Source organism: Pseudomonas sp. URMO17WK12:I6, assembly GCF_003253625.1.
Classification (GTDB): Bacteria; Pseudomonadota; Gammaproteobacteria; order Pseudomonadales; family Pseudomonadaceae; genus Aquipseudomonas.
This window is the reverse complement of sequence record NZ_QKYZ01000006.1, coordinates 208,073-223,528: the sequence shown is the minus strand read 5'-3', so window position 1 is coordinate 223,528 and position 15,456 is coordinate 208,073. Positions and strand designations below refer to the sequence as shown.

Sequence of the window (15,456 nt, the reverse complement as noted above, 5' to 3'; positions counted from 1 at the left end):
TTCCTCTATCAAGCTACGGAGATGGAGTGAAACCGGGTGATGGAAAACGCATCCAGCGGCGTCTTTGACGCGCCGCTACAGATGATCTCGGTGAGCGCCTGGCCCACCGCAGGCCCGATCTGGAAGCCCGCGCCGGCAAAGCCGAATGCGTGCAACAGACCGGGTTGGGTGCTGCTGTGACCGATCACCGGTTGGCGGTCGGGTAAATAACCTTCGGTGCCGCTCCAGGTACGAATCGCCTGGGCGCCTTCAAGAAACGGGTAAAGCTCGACGGCCTGACGCAGGATCTCGATCACCGCGCTCTGACCAGGTCGGGCGCGGGCACCATCAAGGGCAAAGCCCTGACCGCCGCCCAACACACAATTGCCCCGCGCGACCTGACGGGCATAGATGCCGCCGCCTTCGACGCCGGTGCTGGCATTCATCACCAGCGGCAACGGCTCGGTGACCAGCATCGCCGGGTGCCCGGCGTGCATCGGCACCGCTTCACCGAATTGCGCGGCAAGGTTGCCGGCCCAGGCGCCGGCGCAGTTCAGCAGCCAGGGGGCGCGCAGTTCGAGGCCGGATTGAGTGCTGACGCGAAAGCGCTGACCATTGTGTTCCACCGCCGTGACTGCGCATTGCTCATGCACCTGCGCGCCATGCCGACGTGCCGCTTGGGCAAACGCCGGAGACACCAGGCGCGGGTTGGCGTGGCCATCGTCCGGGCACAGCGAAGCACCAACCGCGACGTCTCCGACCCACGGAAAACGTGCGCGCAACTCACTGCGGTCGAACAGTTGCAAATCGAGGCCGAACCCCTGGCTGCTGGCGGCGTAATCCTGCAACGCTCGTAAATCGTTGAGACTGCGGGCGAGTTTCAAGTGACCGCTGCGCTGGTACTCGCCGTCGATGCCGATCAATTGCGGCAGCTGTCCCCAGATTTCGTGGGCCCGTTGCGACAACGGCAATTGCGACAGCGGCCGGCCCTGACGACGCACGCCGCCATAGTTCACGCCGCTGGAATGCGAACCACAAAAATCCCGTTCCAGCAGCGCCACGCGTCGGCCAGCCTTGCTCAGAAACAGGGCGGCGGAGGCCCCGACAATGCCGCCGCCAATGATGACTGCCTCGACCTCGATCATGGCTCGACCTCCAGACCGAACGGCAAGGGTTTGATCGGTGCCTGAGCCCGCAACCGACCGATGTCGGCTACTGAACGCTGACTTTCGCAGGCAATGATTTCCGCGGCGGCGGCCCCGCACATCCGGCCCTGACAGCGACCCATGCCGATCCGGCAGTGGGCCTTGACCCGGTTGATCTCCCAATGACCTTCGCGCACCACCTGGCGGATGTCGCCGGCGCGTACTTCTTCGCAGCGACAGATCATCAGGTCATCCGCAGCGTCGGTGGCCCAGCTTTCGGGGAAGGCAAAGGCACGCTCAAGGCCCTGGCGGAATCTGCCGATTGCTTTCAGCGACTGTTCCAGCTGGGTGGCACGTTGCGGCGGGAGCAGGTAACCGCTGTCTTCGAGCAGCGCCAGGGCTGCCCGTTCGCCAGCCATTTCCGCCGCGTCGGCGCCCATGATGCCGGCGCCGTCACCCGCCAGGTACACCTCGGCGACACTGCTGCGCCCGGCGCTGTCGCGCTGTGGCAGCCAGGCGCGGTTGAGCGGGTTCCAGGTGAATTCGCAGCCCAGCAGATCGGCGAGTTGGGTTTCGCTGCGCAGGCCATGGGCGAAGGCGACGGCGTCGCAGTCGATTCGATGTTGGCCTTTTGCGTTGCGCCAGATCAGCGATTGCACACGCTGTTGGCCATCGATGCCTGACAGGCTGGCGCCCTGATGCACCGGGATGCCGTGGGCGGTCAGCCAGGTGCGGTAATAGAGGCCTTTGGCGAGGGTAGCCGGTTGTGACAACAGACCGGGCAGGGCGCGGGCCTGAGCGCTGAACGGCGAACTGTCGAGCACCGCGACCACGTTGGCACCGGCCTTGGCGTATTGATACGCCACCAGGTACAGCAATGGTCCGCTGCCGGCGAATACCACGCGTTCACCAATGGCGCAGCCCTGAAACTTCAAGGCGATCTGCGCCGCGCCGAGGCTGTACACCCCCGGCAACGTCCAGCCCGGCACCGGCAGAATCCGGTCGGTGGCACCCGTGGCGACAATCACCCGGGAGAACGCCACGCGTATGGCGCGGCCCTCGTGCAAGGTGTCGAGTGCGTTGGCCTCGGCGTTCCATACCAGCGTGTCGGGGCGGTAATCGAGTTGTTCACGCAGTGCGTCGATGGTTTGATGCAGCGCGTTGGCCTTGGGGGCTTCGAAGCCATACAACTTGACGGGCGAGCGCTTGAAGTTCGCCGGTTGCCGCCGATAAATCTGCCCGCCACCGCGTGCGGCTTCGTCCAGCAGAACCGGGCGCACGCCATGCGCCACCAGCGTCTGCGCCGCACGAATCCCGGCGGGGCCGGCGCCGATGATCACCACCGCGTTCATACCGAGCGCCCCGGTTCGCGGCTGACCTGCTGGCCGGCTTCAAGCTGCGTCGAGCAGGCCCGCACCCGGCGGCCATCGCCCAGGCGTACCCAGCAGTCCTGGCAGGCGCCCATCAGGCAGAAGCCGGCGCGGGGTTCGGCGCTGAAGTCGCTGCCGCGCAGGTGTTCGCTGCAGGTCAGCACGGCGGTCAGCAGGGTGTCGCCGAGCAAGCCACTGGCAGGCACGCCGTCGAGGGTAAAGTCCAGGGCCGGGCGGTCGCCTTCGGCCAGTCGTTTCAGCAGAGCCATGGCGCCCTCATTGTTTACCCACCAGAACCCGATCCAGGCCGTAGACCCGATCGAGCAGAATCATCGTCAGCGCGGTCAGCGCGATCACCAGGGCCGACACCGCCGCCATCATCGGATCGATGGATTCGGTGGCGTACACGTACATGCGCACCGGCAAGGTTTGCGTGGCCGGCGAGGTGACGAAGATCGACAACGTGACCTCGTCAAAACTGTTGATGAATGCCAGCAGCCAGCCACCGGCGACGCCCGGCAGAATCATCGGCAAGGTGATTTGCCGGAACAGCGTGAAGCGTCCGGCACCCAAGGATTGCGCGGCGTGTTCGGCGCTGCGGTCCAGGCCGATGGCCGACGCCAATACCAGCCGCAACACATACGGTGTGATCACCAGCACATGGGCGAAGATCAGCCAGGCGAAGCTGCCGTTGACGCCCATCAGCGCGAACAGGCGTAGCAACGCCACCCCCAGCACCAGGTGTGGAATGATGATCGGCGACAGGAACAGGGCGTTGAAGAAGTCCCGTCCGGGGAACTCGAAGCGGGTGATCGCCAGCGCCGCCGGCACCGCAATCAGCGTCGCCAGACTGGCCGCGCTGAAGGCCAGGATCAGGCTGTTGTAGAACGCATCGACAAAGTCCGCACGTTCGAACACGGCGCGGAACCAGCGCAGGGAGAAATCCGTGGTCGGCAGGCTCAGGGTGTTTTCCGGGGTGAAGGCGACGAGGCACACCACCACCAGCGGCGCGAGCATGAACAGCACCACCAGGGCATGGAACAGCAGGGCGAAAGGACCGTTTCTGGACATGACGAATTATCCCAATGACTTCTTGTAGCGGCCTTCGATCATCCGGTTCCACGACAGCATGATCAGCAGGTTGAGCAACAGCAGGGCCACGGCAATCGCGGCGCCCATTGGCCAGTTCAGCTCCGACAGGTACTGGTCGTAGATCAGCGTGGCGACCATCTTCAGCCGGCGTCCGCCGAGCAGGCCGGGAATGGCGAAGGAACTGGCCGCGAGGCCGAACACGATCAAGGTGCCGGAGAGCACGCCGGGCATGACCTGCGGCAACACCACTTTGCGTATCACCGTGAAATGGCTGGCGCCCAGTGACAGCGCAGCCTGCTCGGCGGCCGGGTCGAGTTTTTGCAGCGAGGTCCAGACCGGAATGATCATGAACGGCAGCATCACGTGGACCAGCGCGATCACCACTGCGAACGGCGTGTAGAGCAGCTTCATCGGCGAGCCACCGAAGGCTTGCAAGGTCTGGTTGACCAGCCCGTCGGCGCCCAGCAACAGGCTCCAGCCGAACGCCCGCACCACCACCGAAATCAGCAGCGGCGTGAGGATCAGAATCAGGAAAATCGAACGCCACGGTGCGCCCATGCGACTGAGGATGTAGGCCTCGGGCACGCCGATCAGCACGCAGAGCAGGGTGGTCAGGGCGCTGATCCACATCGTGCGCAGAAAGATCTCGTAGAAGTACGGATCGCCCAGCAGGCTGCTGTAATGGGCGAAGGTGTAGGCGTCGCTGTTGATCCCCGCGCTGTAGTCGAAGACGTTCAACGACAACACCAGCGTCAGCAGCAGCGGGATCGCCAGCAGGCCGACGTACAACGCCAGGGCCGGCGCCGACAACACATACCCTTGGCGTCCTTGACGGATGGCGGCGAGCGTATTCATGCCGACACCTCGTCGACACTCAGCACCCGCAGCAGTGCCGCGTCCCAGTCGAGGCCGACCGCCGTGCCTTCGGCCAGTGGCGCCGAGCCGTCGTTACGACGCACCACGCAGAGTTCGCCCAGGGTTGTCGTTACGCCGTACAACCATTGGCTACCGAGGAAGAAGCGGCTGGCGATCTTGCCTTGCAGACGGCCATGGCCTTTTTCCCGCAGATCGATTTTCTCCGGGCGCAGGCTTAACGTCAGTTCGCCGTTGCCGGTGTTGCACACCTGAACCACACCGGCGCCGTCCCGCTCACCGGGCAGCAGATTGGCTTTGCCGACGAACCCGGAAATGAACTCGGTGCGCGGGTGTTCGTAGAGGGTGTAAGGGGCGTCGATCTGGGTGATGCGCCCGGCCTGCATCACCACCACCCGATCGCTGATCGACAGCGCTTCGGACTGGTCGTGGGTGACCATCAGCGTGGTGATCCCGACTTCGCGCTGGATGCGGCGGATTTCGAACTGCATCTCTTCGCGCAAATTGGCGTCGAGGTTGGACAGCGGTTCGTCGAGCAGCAACACCGGCGGCTCGATCACCAACGCCCGGGCCAGTGCAACACGCTGGCGCTGGCCGCCGGAAAGCTCTCGCGGGTAACGCTCGGCGTGCTGGTGCAGGCGAACCAGTTTCAGCACTCGGTCCACCCGTTGCTGCAACTCACCGTTGGGAACTTTGCGCATGCGCAGGCCGAAGGCGACGTTGCCTTGCACGGTCATGTGCGGGAACAGCGCGTAACTCTGGAATACCACGCCCAGGCCACGGCTGGCGGGTTTGGCGTGGGTGATGTCGCGACCGTCCAGCACAATGCGTCCGCTGCTGACTTCGACGAAGCCGGCGATCATTTGCAGGGTGGTGGTTTTGCCGCAGCCGGAGGGGCCGAGCAGTGAGACGAACTCGCCTTTTTCCACCGACAGGTTGGTGGCGACGACTGCGTCGATCTCGCCATATCGTTTGCCGAGGTTTTCAAGCTGCACAAAGGCCATGACTGCGCTCCACCTGAGATTGTTATGCGTCGCCAACGGCGCGCTTTTTTGTATGGGCAGATACGAAAAGATATTGCGGGGGGTGTTGGCGCTCGACGTGTGTCGGCTGCCGTTGTTGTTCGAATCGCCCCTGTATGGACGCAGAGTAGGACGAAGAATAGGATGGGCTCAATAACCTATTTCACTGAAGCGATGACTATTTTCAGTTTTATTCAGTGAGTAAATTTATTGATGAGAAATCAAATGTCAGATTCCACTGATCGGAATGAAAACAAAAATGAAGTCGGTGTCGGTGCGGTCTCAAGGCTGTTTGCGGTGCTGCGCAGCCTGGGTGACACCGTCGAGGGCGGCGAACGCGTGACGCAACTGGCGCAGCGCATCGGTTTGTCGCAACCGACTACCCACCGCTTGCTGCGCAGCCTGATGGACGAGGGCATGGTCGAGCAGGACGCCCGCAGCAAACGCTATCGCCTGAGCCTGGAGTTTTTTGCCTTGGCGGCCCGCGCCGGCAATACCAACAACCTGCGCGAACTGGCGCGGCCGGCATTGCTGCGGTTATCGGCATCGCTGGGCGATTCGCTGTTTTTGCTGGCGCGCAGTGGCTTTGATGCGATCTGTCTGGACCGCAGTGAAGGGCCGTTTCCGATCCGCACATTTACCGGTGACATCGGCGGGCGGGTGGCGCTCGGCGTGGGTCAGGGCAGCCTGGCGATTCTGGCATTCCTGCCGCAAGAGGAACGCGACACGGTGATTCACTACAACTTGCCGCGGCTCAAGGACTTTCACCTGTATGACGAAGTGTTCCTGCGCTCGGAAGTCGAGAATGTGCGCGCGCTCGGGTACGCCGGGCGCAACACCGGCGTGTTGCAGGGCATGGCCGGCGTGGCCGTGCCGATCCTCGATCGCGACGGCCGGGCGGTGGCGGCGTTGAGCGTAGCCACGATCAGTGATCGCCTGGGGCCGGATCGTTTGCCGACCGTGGTGGAAATGCTCAAGCGCGAAGCGGCGTTGATCGGGCCGCGGATCAACCCGTTCGACCCGCTGTTGCGCAGGCCTTCGCAGGTGTTTGGGCAGGGGTGACCACAACCCGGATCAGAACTTCAGTGTCTGCTTGAGCATCTGCGCCGCCGGTGTGTCACTCGGGCTGACCAGCGCGTAGTTGTACCCGGCATCCGACCAATACTCGGCCTGCAGTTCGCCGTCGCTGCGGCTGCCGCGGGGCAGGAGGAAGTTTTTCGGTCCCGGCGGACGGACGTAAAAGCTGACTTTGTGGCCGCCCTGATCTTCGTAGACCACCATCGCTGCCGGCCCTTGTTCGGTACTGAGTAAACGGCCGCTGACCGGTTTGTAACCAGCCCCCGCCAAGTTCGGCAGGCGATGGGCCTGGCTGAAATAGCGGTCGAGCCAGCCTTGCATATCGCCCTCGTCGCTGACTTGGTAATCCGCCGGCAGGATGCCTTGCTGGGCAATCAGTCGGTAGGCCTGCATCGCATCGGCCATCGGCAGTGGGGGGCTGACCAGAGTCATCTCCCGCGCGTGCCAACCGCCCAATCCGCCGACGCTGACCGCAATCAACAACACCGCGGCACTGGCCAGTTGACGGCGCGACTGGCGTTTGAGGCGCTGGCGAATCAGCGCCGGGTCAAGTTGCGGGTTGGCCGGTTGCTGCAAGGCGCCGCTCAGGGCTGCGCGCAATTGTTGGGCGTCTTGCTGCCAGGCGCGTACTTGTGCGGCCACTTCGGCGTTGCCGGCCAGATAAATTTCCACTTGATGTCGGTCGGCATCGCTGAGTTGGTGATCGACGTAGGCGTGCAGGTCACGCTCGTTGGGAGGCAGGCTGATCATTTGAGTCTCCGCAGGGAAGGGCGGGTGATTTCGCCGTCGCTGAGCTGGCGCAAGGCCTGACGCGCGCGGGACAGGCGTGACATCACGGTGCCGATGGGGACGTCGAGAATCTCGGCGACCTCCTTGTAACTCATGCCTTCGACCGACACCCAGAGCAGCAGCGCGCGCTGTTCGGTGTTGAGCTGATCGAAGGCTTGCAGGGTCGACTGGGCGATTACCGTGCGCTCTACCGAAGGCTGCGCATCGTCTCGCCCGGTAAAGAATTCAAGCATCCGCGCATACCGCCGGGATCGGCGGTGGGCGTCGAGAAACTGCCGATAAAGAATCGAAAACAGCCAGGCCCGCAGGTCGCCCTCCGGACGTTTAGCGCTCCAATTCGACAGCGCTCGTTCCAGGCTTGCCTGCACCAGATCGTCGGCGCTGCTGGGGTTGCGCGTCAACGATACGGCGAAGCGCCGCAGCCTGGGAATGATTTCACGCAATTGTCCGTCGATGTTGTTCATGGAAATGGCGTGTTCTCTGGCTGTGATGAATGGCACTGACAAGAAGGACGCCGGCCACTGTGGTTTATTCCTTCGTCGGGGAAAACCATTACTTATTTGTGTAGGAGATTTCTGAGGGGTTTGTAATCCATGTAATGGCATCGAACTTCGCGGCTCAACCCATGCAGCAAGCTCAGGCAGTCAGCCCAGCCTCTCACCAGGCTGCGCAGAACCACCCGTGCTTGAACGTAAATATTGAGCCTGAAGAGAATTTTTAACATGCAAGAGTGCAAAATTTCCCTTGAGTCGGCATCGATGTGTTCGCTGCTTCCGGACAACAACACCCATGACGTGTGGCCGCAGTTCGGTCGTGGGCCGACGGTTGAGCCTGAGTATCTTCTGATCCATCACGCCATCGAGGCGCAAGCCGCCGCCAGACCTCAGGACATTGCCGCCCATTGTGAGGGCGAAGCCATCACCTACGGTGAACTGAACCGGCAGGCCAACCGACTGGCCACGCTGTTGCGTCAGCAGGGCGTCGCCCCGGGCGATCACGTGGCCTTGTTTGTGGAGCGTTCGATCCCGATGCTGGCGGGAATGTTGGCCGCATTGAAAGTGGGTGCTGCCTACATCCCTCAGCACGTAGGGATTACTCCCACCGCGCAATTGCGCCACATCATGGACGTGGCCTCGACGCGGGTGGTGCTGACACTGTCGAGCCTCGAGTCGCGAATTCCCCTGACGTCGCAGCAACACTGCATTTGCCTCGATGAGTTCATGGAGGTTGCGTCAACACCCGCTGATGACCTGAATGTGGCCTGTTCGCTGTCATCGACCCCGGACCGGTTGTGTTTCGTGCTGTTTACCTCCGGCACCACCGGCCTGCCCAATGGGGTTCGGGTGACCCACCGCAATGTGTGCAATATTTTGCTGACAGCCCCTGGCAATCTCGGCATGCGGCCTGGGCTCAAGGTCGGACAGATACTTAACATCGCCTTTGACATGGCGGCCTGGGAAATACTCGGGTGTCTGGCTCATGGTGCGACCTTGATGATCCGTGGCAAGGACATCGCCCAGACGGCCGAACAATGCGACGTGCTGATCGCTACACCTTCGATACTCGGCACACTCGATCCATTGCGTTGTCAGCAAGTCAAGGTCGTGGCCCTTGCCGGGGAGCCTTGCCCTCAGCCCCTGGCTGATCGCTGGTCCTCGTTCTGCACTTTTTACAATGCCTGCGGCCCGACCGAAACCACGATCGTCAACACCATGCAGCATTACAGGGGCGCAGGTGCATTGACGATCGGCAAACCCACGCCCAACAACACGGTGTACGTGCTGGATGAGGCGGGCCAGCTCTGTCAGGCGGGTGAGCAAGGTGAGATGTGGGCTGGCGGCGACTGTGTGACCGCCGGTTATTTGAGTAACCCGACGCTGACCGCCGAACGCTATCGGCCCGATCCGTTTCTGGGGCAGGGCCGGATGATGTTTCGCACACGTGATCTGGGGCGCTGGACAGTGAACGGCGAACTTGAACACCTGGGACGTGTCGATGATCAGGTCAAGGTCAGAGGGTTTCGGGTGGAGCTCGACTCTGTTTCTGCGGCTCTGGAGTCATCTGATCGCTGCGAGCGGGCGGTCACGTTGAAACTCGACAGTCGCCATCTGGTGGCCTTCGTCTATCCCGTTACCACGGACATCGATGATGCAAGACGGCGCTGTGAAGAGCGGCTTGCCTACTATTGCGTCCCTTCGCTGATCCTCGCTGTGGAGCACATTCCGCTGACCTCACGCGGCAAGGTCGACAAACGCTTGCTGCTGGAGTGGGCGATGACGCACCAGGCCGACGCGACGACCCGGCAAGGGGTGGGCGCATGAAGGGGGGGAATCCGGATACCGCGCTGCCGGTCAAGCGCGTGCTGTGGCGGCGATTGGGGACGTTGCCGATATTCTCGCATTACAACCGCCTCGTAGCGCTGGTGCTTGCACTCAATATCGCGGCACTGGCGCATGGGTTGACCGCCGGGCAGTGGTGGACATCCACGGGGATAGTCCTTGAGGCGCTGTCGGGATTGGTGGTGGCGAATCTGTCGCTGGCGATTTTGATTCGCCAGCAATACATCATCAATCTGCTGTTCTGGCTGGCAACCCGGGCGCCCACTTCCTGGCCGCTTGCGATACGCCGCTCACTGGCCAAGGTTTACCACTTTGGCGGCTTGCACAGTGGCGGGGCGCTGGCGGCGATTGGCTGGTTCGCGGTGTTGATCGGCTCCCTGGCCTGGCATTGGACTGAAAGCTTGGGCGGCGTTTCCCTGGCGCTGCTCGGGGTGAGCACCGGGTTGCTGGGGATCTTGCTGTTGGTGGCCGTCATGGCTCACCCGCGGATTCGCGGGCGTTTTCACAACGGCTTCGAGCGAATGCACCGCTTTGGTGGGTGGACCGCACTTGCCCTGTTCTGGGTATGGAGCGTTCTGTTTACCCGGGACCAGAACCCGCAGGCCTCCGTGAGCGAGGCGCTGTCGACGTCGGTGGCATTCTGGATGCTGATTGTGCTGACGTTCAGCATCGCCTTGCCATGGTTTCGTCTGCGCAAAGTGCCGGTGCAACTGATCAGGCCTTCTTCTCATGCGGTAATAGCCCGTTTTGACCATGTCACGCCGTTTGCCGGCTCCTCCAACGCCATCAGTCTCAACCCGCTGATGGAGTGGCATTCCTTTGCCAATATTCCCGCACCGGGTGAAGCGGGTTTTCGCCTGATCATTTCCCGGGCAGGTGATTGGACCGGCGAGTTCATCGAGCAAATGCCGACGCATGTCTGGGTCAAAGGCATTACCACCGCTGGCGTGGCGCACATCGAAACCCTGTTCAAATCGGTGGTGTACATCGCCACGGGCAGCGGCATCGGCCCGGTGTTGCCCCATTTGTTGGCCAGGCAAGTACCGATACGGCTGGTCTGGTCGACCCGCAGCCCGCGAAAAACCTACGGTGACGAACTGGTGGAAGAGATCCTGCGGGCCAATCCTGATGCCTTGATCTGGGACACCGATGTGCTCGGCAAGCCAGACCTTGTGCAACTGGCTTATGACGCGGTTTGCTCGTTCGGTGCCGAGGCGGTGATCTGCATTTCGAACCAGACGCTCACCCAGCGAGTGGTTGAGGAAATGGAGGGGCGGGGCATTCCGGCGTATGGCGCAATCTGGGATTCCTGAAGTGTGCCAAGAGCGTTTTTTCATTCAAACATTTCACATCTATTTAATGAGATCACCATGCACACATTGATCGAACGTCATGATCGAGTCGTATTGATTCGTCTTAATCGGCCGCAGACCAGGAATGCTTTGAGTTCGGCCCTGATGCGCGAACTGCTGGACACCTTGCAACCGCTGGACCGCGACCCCGGAGTCGGCTGTTTCGTGATCACCGGGACAGCGGATTTTTTTGCGGCGGGTGCCGACATCAAGGAGATGTACGGAAAATCTTACCTGGACATGGTCCATGAGGATTATTTCGCCGATTGGGAAGCCTTTGCCGCGTTGCGTACGCCCAAGCTGGCCGCTGTTGCCGGTTATGCATACGGTGGCGGCTGTGAGTTGGCCATGATGTGCGATCTGATCTTTGCTGCCGATAACGCTCGTTTTGGACAACCGGAAATCAGGTTGGGGGTGATGCCTGGAATGGGCGGGACCCAACGTCTCACGCGCCTGATCGGCAAGTCGAAGGCAATGGACATGATTTTGACCGGACGCTCGATGTCGGCCGAAGAGGCCGAGCGGGCAGGATTGGTGTCGCGGGTCATCGTTGCCAGCGATCTGCTGGAGCAATCCTTGGCCGCAGCGCAGATCATTGCCGGTTTCGCCAAAACCGCCACACTCGCTGCGCGAGAAGCAGTGGACCGGGCACTGGAGTCAGGATTGCGCGATGGCCTTCTTTTCGAGCGAAGAGTGTTTCATGGTTTGTTTGCCACGCAGGGGCAACAGGAAGGTATGCAGGCTTTTTTGCAGAAGCGTGAGCCGAGTTTTAACCCGGTTTGACCAACCTTGAGGATTCGTCGCTAGCGGTGCTTTGAAAGAAACTACAGTTCAGGGGGAATAATCCTACGTGACGTTCGTCTCATAGCTCTTTCCCCCTGTGGCCTATGGCCCCGGAGACTTTCATGGTTGATCGCTCATCTACAACAGGGCCGTCTCGGCCGCCCCTGAGCACCGCGAGCCTGACGTTGCGCCTGACCGGCATTGCCGTGGTGGTCGCCGCGCTGGCCGGGGCTTTTGCCTACGTCAACGGCACACTCGACCCACAGCGCCTGACGCCGAAAGCGTTGATCAATGTGCTGGAGAAAAACAACGGCGTGCACCCGGGGTTCCGTCGTAACCACGCCAAAGGGGTGTGCGTTATCGGGCATTTCGAGAGCAGCGGCCAGGTGCGCGAGTATTCCAGCGCCCAAGTGTTCAATGAAGCGCGGACCCCGGTGGTCGGGCGTTTCGCGCTGCCTGCCGGCAACCCTTACGCACCGGACAACAGCGTGCCGATCCGCAGCCTGGCGTTGCGCTTTACCCAGGCCAACGGTCAGCAGTGGCGCACCGGGATGAACAGCATGCCGGTGTTCCCGGTGGGCACGCCCGAGGCGTTCTATCAGCTGCAACAGGCGCAGTCACCGGACCCGGCCACCGGCAAACCGAATCCTGCGGCGGTGCCGGCGTTCTTCGGTTCTCACCCGGAAGCCGCGCCGTTTCTTGCCTGGATCAAGACTGCCAAACCTTCTGCCAGTTATGCGACCGAGACGTATAACAGCGTCAATGCGTTTTACCTGGTGAACGCAGCGGGGCAGCGGCAAGCGGTGCGTTGGAGCATGACCCCGGTTGCTCAGGATGCGGCGGGCGCGACGGCACCGGAGGGCGCTGACTTTCTGGAGAAGGATCTGGTTCAGCGTTTGTCCGCCGGACCGCTGCGTTGGCAGTTGAACATCACCCTGGCGAACTCTGGGGACCCGGTCAACGACGCGAGCAAGGCCTGGCCCGGCGACCGAAAAGTTGTGAACGCCGGCACTCTGGTGCTCGAAAGCACCCAGCCACAACTCAATGGCGAGTGCCGTGACATCAACTACGACCCACTGGTATTGCCCAGCGGTATCGAAGGCTCCGACGACCCGCTGCTCGCCGCTCGTTCAGCGGGCTATGCCAATTCCTATCTGCGTCGCACCAGCGAAGTGAATCAGTTGCCTAACGCCAAGCAGGAGGCTCATCAATGAGCGCTCAACCGAACCATTTCGCTCCCTTGGCGCGGCTACTGCATTGGCTGATGGCGCTGATGATCATCGCGATGCTATTCATCGGCGCCGGCATGGTGGCCTCGGTGTCCGAGCGTCACGAGTGGCTGATCCACCTGCACAAACCGTTGGGCATCGCCATTCTGCTGTTGGTGGTCGTGCGTCTGGCCGTGCGTTTTTCGACCCGGCAACCACCGCTGCCGGCGGACTTGCCGGGTTGGCAAGTGCTCGCGGCGAAGGCTTCGCATGTCTTGCTGTACGCCTTGATGCTGATTTTGCCGCTGCTGGGCTGGGCGATGATATCGGCGGCTGGCGATCCGGTGATGCTCAGCAGCTCGTTGCAACTGCCGTCGATCCTGCCGGCGAATGCGCAGGTGTTTGCCTTCCTGCGCAAGGCACATAGGTATCTGGCGTATCTATTGTTCCTGACCGTGCTGCTGCACCTGGCGGCGGCGTTGTTTCACGGTTGGGTGCGCCGCGATGAGGTGCTGGACAGCATGTTGCGGGGCAGGGACCGTGGGTGAGTCGGGGGACTGCCGATAACTGTGGCGAGGGGGGCTTGCCCCCGTGGGGCTGCAACGCAGCCCCAAATGCGGTTGGTCAGACGCTCCTGCGTCTGACCGATTTACGACTGCTGCGCAGCCGAGCGGGAGCAAGCTCCCTCGCCACAGGTGTTGGGTGTTTTGGTGGCCAGCGTCAGCCACCAATAGATCAACGCTACGGCGTTGATGCCCGCACCCAGCCAGCACACCGCGATCCAGCCGCCCCAGGCATACATCGCCGTCGAACCGATAGAGCCTAAGGCGCTGCCGATCGAATAGAACAGCATGTAGCCGGCGGTGAGTCGGCTTTGCGCTTCGGGGCGCACGCTGTAGATCATGCTCTGGCTGGTGACATGGACGGCCTGCAAACCCAGATCCAGCGTAATCACCCCGAGCAGCAGCGCCCACAGCGAGGATTGAGTGAGGGCGATGGGCAGCCATGAGGCGAGCATCAGCAACAACGACAGTCCGCTGGTCCATTGACCCAGGCCACGATCGGCCAGATGCCCGGCGCGAGCAGCGGCCAGTGCGCCGGCAGCCCCGGCCAGCCCGAACAGTCCGATTTCGGTGTGGGACAGTGAAAGCGGCGGGGCGCTCAACGGCAATACCAAAGGGGTCCACAGCACCATGGCGCTGGCGAACGTCAGCAGGGCAAGGATGGCCCGTTGACGCAACACCGGTTCTTCCTTGAACAACGTGAAGACTGAGCCGATCAACGCGCCGTAAGCGCTATCCGGTCGCGCGTCTTCGCGCCTGGGCAGCACACGAAACAACAGCAGCGCCATCACCAGGGTCAACCCGGCGGACAGCAGATAAATCGAACGCCAACCAGCCAGGTCGGCCATGCCGCCGGCCACCGTTCGTGCCAACAGAATGCCGACGACAATGCCGCTGGTGATCACGCCTACCACACGTCCACGTTGCGCCGGGATGGCCAGCATCGCGGCGTAGGCCACCAGGACTTGCGTCACGACCGCCAGTAACCCGGTCAGCGCCATGCCGAGCAACAGCCAGGTGCTGCTCGGGGCTAACGCAATCATCAACAAGGCCAGTGCCGACAGCAGGGTTTGCAAGACGATCAATCGGCGGCGGTTGAGCAGATCCCCCAGAGGGACCAGCAACAACAGGCCCACGCCATAACCGATCTGAGTGAGGGTGATGACGATACCGATGGTTGCCGGGTCCATGGCGAAGGCTTCGGCCATGGCATCGAGCAATGGTTGTGCGTAATACACATTGCCGACGGCCAGGCCGCAGGCGACGGCAAACAGCAGCACCACGGCGCCGCTTAACGGGTGGTCAGGTTTCATCACAGGCTTCCTTGTGTGGTTTCAATATAAAACCAGTTGTACGGTAAGGAGTCTGGTTTTATATTGCAACCACATTGGTTGCCGGCGGACGCGGTCATGGTTAAACGTACAAGCATGGAAGGCGCCGAATGCCCGGTCGCCCGTTCACTGGATGCGATTGGGGATTGGTGGTCGCTATTGATTGTGCGCGATGCGTTCGATGGCCTGCGACGCTTCGGTGAGTTCCAGCGCAATCTGGGCATGGCCAAGAACATTCTTTCGGCACGCCTGCGCACATTAGTGGCCCACGGGATTTTCGATCTGGTGCCGGCGTCGGATGGCAGCGCGTATCAGGAATATGTGCTGACGGAGAAGGGCCAAGGCTTGTTCCCGTTAATCATCGGGTTGCGGCAGTGGGGCGAGGCGTTTTTCTATGAGGCGGGGGAGGCGCATTCGCAGGTTGTCGATCGTGAGAACGGTCGACCGGTGCGGCCGCTGGAATTGCGCGCCGAGGATGGGCGGCTGTTGGGGCACCAGGATTGTGTGCGGATCCCGGCTGAGTAAAACATCAA

Annotated in this window: 16 protein-coding genes; 7 read left to right on the top strand and 9 right to left on the bottom strand. The window is 62.0% G+C overall.

The window, feature by feature from the left end; genetic code table 11:
- Positions 1–8: 8 nt before the first annotated feature.
- Genes F475_RS13390 through F475_RS13365 form a run of 6 tightly spaced genes read right to left on the bottom strand, consistent with a single transcriptional unit; the run spans position 9 to position 5,463 of the window.
- Complete coding sequence (locus tag F475_RS13390; protein WP_111454092.1) at positions 9–1,124, bottom strand: FAD-binding oxidoreductase; 1,116 nt, start codon at positions 1,122–1,124, stop codon at positions 9–11.
- Positions 1,121–2,476, bottom strand: a complete 1,356-nt coding sequence (locus F475_RS13385; RefSeq protein ID WP_111454091.1) for an NAD(P)/FAD-dependent oxidoreductase — start codon at positions 2,474–2,476, stop codon at positions 1,121–1,123. Before F475_RS13385 ends, F475_RS13390 begins: the two co-directional genes overlap by 4 nt.
- The gene (locus F475_RS13380; RefSeq protein WP_018925441.1) at positions 2,473–2,763 is read right to left on the bottom strand and encodes a (2Fe-2S)-binding protein; all 291 of its coding nucleotides are present in this window, start codon (positions 2,761–2,763) and stop codon (positions 2,473–2,475) included. Before F475_RS13380 ends, F475_RS13385 begins: the two co-directional genes overlap by 4 nt.
- Positions 2,764–2,770: 7 nt before the next feature.
- The gene (locus F475_RS13375; protein ID WP_019580025.1) at positions 2,771–3,565 is read right to left on the bottom strand and encodes an ABC transporter permease; all 795 of its coding nucleotides are present in this window, start codon (positions 3,563–3,565) and stop codon (positions 2,771–2,773) included.
- A 6-nt stretch (positions 3,566–3,571) separates the two neighbouring features.
- Positions 3,572–4,441 carry an ABC transporter permease gene (locus F475_RS13370; protein ID WP_019648426.1) on the bottom strand — a complete coding sequence of 290 codons (870 nt, stop codon included), beginning with the start codon at positions 4,439–4,441 and terminating at the stop codon, positions 3,572–3,574.
- Positions 4,438–5,463, bottom strand: a complete 1,026-nt coding sequence (locus F475_RS13365; RefSeq protein ID WP_111454090.1) for an ABC transporter ATP-binding protein — start codon at positions 5,461–5,463, stop codon at positions 4,438–4,440. The genes F475_RS13370 and F475_RS13365 overlap by 4 nt, the downstream gene beginning before the upstream one ends.
- A 243-nt stretch (positions 5,464–5,706) precedes the next feature.
- Here F475_RS13365 and F475_RS13360 point away from each other — a divergent pair, with 243 nt between their 5' ends.
- Positions 5,707–6,543, top strand: coding sequence for an IclR family transcriptional regulator (locus F475_RS13360; protein ID WP_018925445.1), 837 nt, complete (start codon positions 5,707–5,709; stop codon positions 6,541–6,543).
- Between the two features lie 12 nt (positions 6,544–6,555).
- On the opposite strand, the gene F475_RS13355 is transcribed toward F475_RS13360, so the two are convergent.
- Positions 6,556–7,308 (bottom strand): anti-sigma factor, encoded by a 753-nt coding sequence (locus F475_RS13355; protein WP_111454089.1) that lies wholly within the window; start codon positions 7,306–7,308, stop codon positions 6,556–6,558.
- Complete coding sequence (locus tag F475_RS13350) at positions 7,305–7,811, bottom strand: RNA polymerase sigma factor (RefSeq protein WP_018925447.1); 507 nt, start codon at positions 7,809–7,811, stop codon at positions 7,305–7,307. The genes F475_RS13355 and F475_RS13350 overlap by 4 nt, the downstream gene beginning before the upstream one ends.
- 294 nt (positions 7,812–8,105) lie before the next feature.
- Between F475_RS13350 and F475_RS13345 the strand changes: the two genes are divergently transcribed.
- The 5 genes from F475_RS13345 (at position 8,106) to F475_RS13325 (ending at position 13,577) form a co-directional block, all read left to right on the top strand.
- Positions 8,106–9,668, top strand: a complete 1,563-nt coding sequence (locus F475_RS13345) for an amino acid adenylation domain-containing protein (protein WP_111454088.1) — start codon at positions 8,106–8,108, stop codon at positions 9,666–9,668.
- Positions 9,665–10,999: a membrane protein gene (locus F475_RS13340; RefSeq protein WP_018925449.1), complete on the top strand. Its 1,335-nt coding sequence runs from the start codon at positions 9,665–9,667 to the stop codon at positions 10,997–10,999. The genes F475_RS13345 and F475_RS13340 overlap by 4 nt, the downstream gene beginning before the upstream one ends.
- Before the next feature lie 57 nt (positions 11,000–11,056).
- On the top strand, positions 11,057–11,821 hold the full coding sequence (locus tag F475_RS13335; protein WP_111454087.1) for an enoyl-CoA hydratase-related protein: 765 nt from the start codon (positions 11,057–11,059) through the stop codon (positions 11,819–11,821).
- 122 nt (positions 11,822–11,943) lie between these two features.
- Positions 11,944–13,035: a catalase family peroxidase gene (locus tag F475_RS13330; protein ID WP_096479890.1), complete on the top strand. Its 1,092-nt coding sequence runs from the start codon at positions 11,944–11,946 to the stop codon at positions 13,033–13,035.
- Complete coding sequence (locus F475_RS13325) at positions 13,032–13,577, top strand: cytochrome b (protein ID WP_018925452.1); 546 nt, start codon at positions 13,032–13,034, stop codon at positions 13,575–13,577. Before F475_RS13330 ends, F475_RS13325 begins: the two co-directional genes overlap by 4 nt.
- Positions 13,578–13,678: 101 nt before the next feature.
- Here the strand turns inward: F475_RS13325 and F475_RS13320 are convergent, their stop codons facing one another.
- A complete protein-coding gene (locus tag F475_RS13320) occupies positions 13,679–14,905 on the bottom strand; it encodes an MFS transporter (protein WP_111454086.1) in 1,227 nt (408 codons plus the stop codon).
- Positions 14,906–15,001: 96 nt separating this feature from the next.
- Here F475_RS13320 and F475_RS13315 point away from each other — a divergent pair, with 96 nt between their 5' ends.
- Positions 15,002–15,448 (top strand): helix-turn-helix domain-containing protein, encoded by a 447-nt coding sequence (locus tag F475_RS13315; protein ID WP_111454173.1) that lies wholly within the window; start codon positions 15,002–15,004, stop codon positions 15,446–15,448.
- Positions 15,449–15,456 lie beyond the last annotated feature (8 nt).